This is a genomic window from uncultured Gimesia sp. (assembly GCF_937919775.1).
Taxonomy (GTDB): Bacteria; Planctomycetota; Planctomycetia; order Planctomycetales; family Planctomycetaceae; genus Gimesia.
This window is the reverse complement of record NZ_CALFPF010000340.1, coordinates 1-4109: the sequence shown is the minus strand read 5'-3', so window position 1 is coordinate 4109 and position 4109 is coordinate 1. Positions and strand designations below refer to the sequence as shown.

General features: G+C 48.7%; 4 protein-coding genes. All 4 read left to right on the top strand.

What is annotated here, in order from left to right; all coding sequences use genetic code 11:
- The first annotated feature begins 99 nt into the window (after window positions 1-99).
- Window positions 100-1206 (top strand): DUF444 family protein, encoded by a 1107-nt coding sequence (locus Q0294_RS09455; RefSeq protein WP_299463885.1) that lies wholly within the window; start codon window positions 100-102, stop codon window positions 1204-1206.
- A gap of 85 nt (window positions 1207-1291) precedes the next feature.
- On the top strand, window positions 1292-2821 hold the full coding sequence (locus Q0294_RS09450) for a SpoVR family protein (protein WP_299463882.1): 1530 nt from the start codon (window positions 1292-1294) through the stop codon (window positions 2819-2821).
- Between the two features lie 24 nt (window positions 2822-2845).
- On the top strand, window positions 2846-3340 hold the full coding sequence (locus Q0294_RS09445) for a hypothetical protein (protein ID WP_299463879.1): 495 nt from the start codon (window positions 2846-2848) through the stop codon (window positions 3338-3340).
- Between the two features lie 162 nt (window positions 3341-3502).
- Window positions 3503-4109: helix-turn-helix domain-containing protein (locus Q0294_RS09440; protein WP_299463876.1), on the top strand; the 607-nt coding region annotated here is incomplete at its 3' end.

Below are 4109 nucleotides of genomic sequence, written 5' to 3'. Positions count from 1 at the left end.
GTAATTCTGTTTTTTTAATTTTCACGAAAACTAAGAGAAGAAGGATTTGCTTTAGAGCCGGCTAACCCAGATTCCCTGTTCAGAAAGGGTCTCGATATCATGGTACGCAGAATTGATCGTGACCAGCAACGGTTCGATAAAATCATCAAGGGGAAAGTTCGCCAGCAGCTCAGGAAATATATCAATCATGGCGAAATGATTGGTCGAAAAGGCCGGGAAACCGTCAGTATTCCCGTGCCTAATATTGAGATTCCCCATTTTCAGCACGGTGACAAAGGGAGTGGCGGCGTCGGCCAGGGGGAAGGCGAAGTCGGCCAACCCATCGGCCGCGGACAAGATGACGGCAACGGGCAGGGACAGGCCGGCAATGATCGGGGTCAGCATATTCGGGAAGTCGAACTAACCCTCGAAGAGCTGGCGGACATGCTCGGCGAAGCACTCGAGCTGCCACGCATCGAACCCAAGGGGGACGACTCCCTCACTTCAAAAAAAGACCGTTATACCTCAATCCGTCCCACCGGCCCGAATTCGTTACGGCATTTTAAACGGACTTACAAGCGGGCACTTCGGCGGATGATGTCGACGGATAATTACGATCCGGCGGACCCGTCTATTGTTCCGATGAAAGATGATGAACGCTTTCGAAGCTGGAAAACAGTTTCGGAACCGCACACCAATGCTGCTGTCATTTATATGATGGACGTTTCAGGATCCATGACTGACGTTCAGAAGGAAATCGTGCGCACGGAAGCCTTCTGGATCGATACCTGGCTGAAACGTCAATACAACGGCATCGAACGGCGTTATATTGTTCACGATGCTGTTGCTCATGAAGTGGATGAAGATACCTTCTACCGAACTCGCGAAAGTGGTGGAACGCGTATCTCATCCGCTTACCGGGCAGCCGACCATATTATTAAACGGGACTTCCCCCCTTCCATGTGGAACATTTACTGTTTCCAGTTTTCGGACGGAGATAACTGGGGCGAAGACAACTCAGATTGTATCGAAAATCTCAAACAGAATATTTTTCCGATCTGCAATCTCTTCTGCTACGGCCAGGTGAGAAGCCCTTACGGATCGGGAGATTTTATCAAGGAACTCAGAAAGGTAGAGGGAGAATATGACAATCTCATTCTCTCTGAAATCGATGACAAGGAGGCCATCTACGGTTCGATTAAAACGTTCCTGGGAACAGGGAAATAGAATAGTTGAAAGTGTGTTTTGCCGTCTGAAGTCAAACACAATTCACTTCTGATTGAGAAACGGAAATCGCTGACGGAGACTCGTAATGGTAGTAACAACGCATCGCCCTCTGCCTAAGGAATTGAGTGATATCCAGCAGGAGATGGAACAGCATGCGCTCGATTATGGTCTCGACTTCTTCAAAACAATCTTTGAAGTTCTGGATTATGAAGAGCTGAGCATGTTTGCCGCTTATGGCGGATTTCCGGTGCGCTATCCTCACTGGCGATTTGGTGCGCAGTATGATGAACTGATGAAAGGTTACTCGTACGGTTTGCAGAAAATCTACGAAATGGTGATCAATACCGATCCCTGTTATGCCTATCTGTTAAGCGCGAATGATATCACCGATCAGAAACTGGTCATCGCCCACGTGTATGGTCACTGCGACTTTTTCAAGAACAACGCCTGGTTTTCACACACGAATCGCAAGATGCTCGACCAGATGGCCAATCACGCCACGCGCGTGAACCGCCATGTCGACACCTACGGGTATGAAACGGTCGAGATGTTTATCGATACCTGCCTTTCCCTGGAAAGTCTGATCGACCCCTATCTGCCCCACATCAGGCGCAATTCGAAAACTGAGACAAAAGAAGAGACAAAACAACGAAACGTCGAAGAGAGTGAAAGTTCCGGAGGCCGGTTCCCTGCAAAGAATTACATGGACCGCTATATCAATCCGGAAGAGATCCTCGAAGAAGAGGCCAGCCAGAAACGGAAGAAAGCCCAGGAACTTGCCGATCAGTTAAAATTTCCGAAAGAACGCCTGCGCGACGTGCTGTATTTTTTGATTCAGAATGCACCGCTGGAAGACTGGCAGCGCGACATACTTTCCATCATCCGGGATGAGGCCTACTACTTTGCACCGCAGGGGCAGACCAAGATCATGAACGAAGGCTGGGCCAGTTTCTGGCACTCCACAATCATGACGAGACACGGTTTGACGGATGAAGGCTTGATCAATTACGCCGACCATCACAGCGGCACAATGGCCACCAGCCCGAACCGGCTGAACCCGTACAAGCTGGGGATCGAACTGCTGAAGGATATTGAAGAACGCTGGAACAAAGGTCAGTTCGGACCCGAATATGATAATTGCCCCGATATGTTTGAGAAAGAGCACTGGGACAAGGATCTCGGACTGGGCAGAGAGAAAATATTTGAAGTACGCCGGATTCACAATGACGTCACGTTTATCGACACGTTTCTGACTCCTGAATTCTGTTATAAAAATCAGATGTTTTCGTTCGCGTATAACGATTCCAATAAAACCTACGAAATTCAGTCACGAGAATTTCAACAGATCAAGCGTCAATTGTTGAACAGCCTGAGTAACCACGGGCGGCCTGTGATTTATGTTCAGGATGCCAACTATAAAAACCGCGGCGAACTTTATCTGGAACACGAATATCTGGGCGTCGAACTCAAACTCGATTACGCTCAGGATACACTGGTCAATCTGCACAGCATCTGGAAAAGACCCGTAAATATTGAAACCGTCGTGGATGACAGACCGACGATCCTGAGTTATGACGGTAAGAAACATTTCACAAACTCAAAAGAGAAAAAATAAGATCCTCGTCAGGAGGATGGAATCATGAGTGTATTAAATCAATTAAATCACGAACTGACTCAGTTAACGGGATATCATTCTGCACAGCCCAGAACCGTAACCCTGGCTGCGAAAGGCAAGATCGAAGTCATGATCGATTTTACTTCGGTCGATACCATGAGCTGTTCGTTTCAGGAAATTCGGGTCAACGTGCCTTCACTGGCACAGGCGGCGTTTGACAAGCTGAAAGAATGGGGGCAGAAACTGTGTCAGAAAGTGACCTATCTGTTGGAGAACATCGGACCTCTCGAATACGACGAAGATGCAGGCCAGGTCTTAATCCGCTCGACTCCCCCGGACCAGAATCAGGCGGGGACCCAGTTTTATGAAATCATTCTGTCTTCCCACTCCAACGGGCAGTTCAGTTTGAAGCGTTTCATGTCTCAGCCAGGTCAGAGTGGCCGCACTCAGGTCGATTTACAGGTGACGCATCAGGTCCTGCGAAAACTCGTTGAGGATCTGGTCGATACCGTTCCCTGAGTCGCCAGCAGACTCAATTATGATTCCGTTTCACTCATTTCCGGGTTCAGAGCCTTAGGTGTGACTACATCTAAGGTCTTTTTATTTATAGGGTTGAGTTAAAACGGTCAAAGTCCCAATTAGCGCTTGACGAATGGTGTTTTATATGTAAAATCTTATTTCATGAGTAAAACATTAGAGGGAAATGATTCAAGAATTTCGTATCGGGTACCCGCTCTGGAAAAAGGGCTGGAGGTGCTGGAGTTGCTTTCCGGAATCTCGCGGCCGCTTTCGCTGACCGACATTGCGGATCGTCTGGGGCGGACCAAACAGGAACTGTTTCGGGTGATGGCCTGCCTGAATGAACAGGGGTATTTAATTCGCGATGCCAATCAGGGTTATCGGATGAGTACGAAACTGTTCGAGCTGGGCGCCAAGCATGCGAGCACGGAAGCATTGATTGCCCGAGCCACGCCGCATATGGAAACACTGACTCATGAACTGAATGAGTCGTGCCATCTCAATATTGTGGTTCGCAATAAGATGCTGGTGATTACGCGCGTGGATTGCGACGCTGATGTTTCGCTGGCCGTGCGAATCGGCGCCAGTTTCAAGCTGCATGATCGGAACAGCGGGCATGTGGCGCTTTCGTTTCTGCCGGATGAACAGAGGCAGAAATACTGGGAGCAATGCGATCAGCCGGCCGATCAGATTGAGAAATGGGATGCCGATTACTACGCGATTCGTCGTGCTGGTTTTCGAACGATGGAAAGTACATTAATCGTGGGAG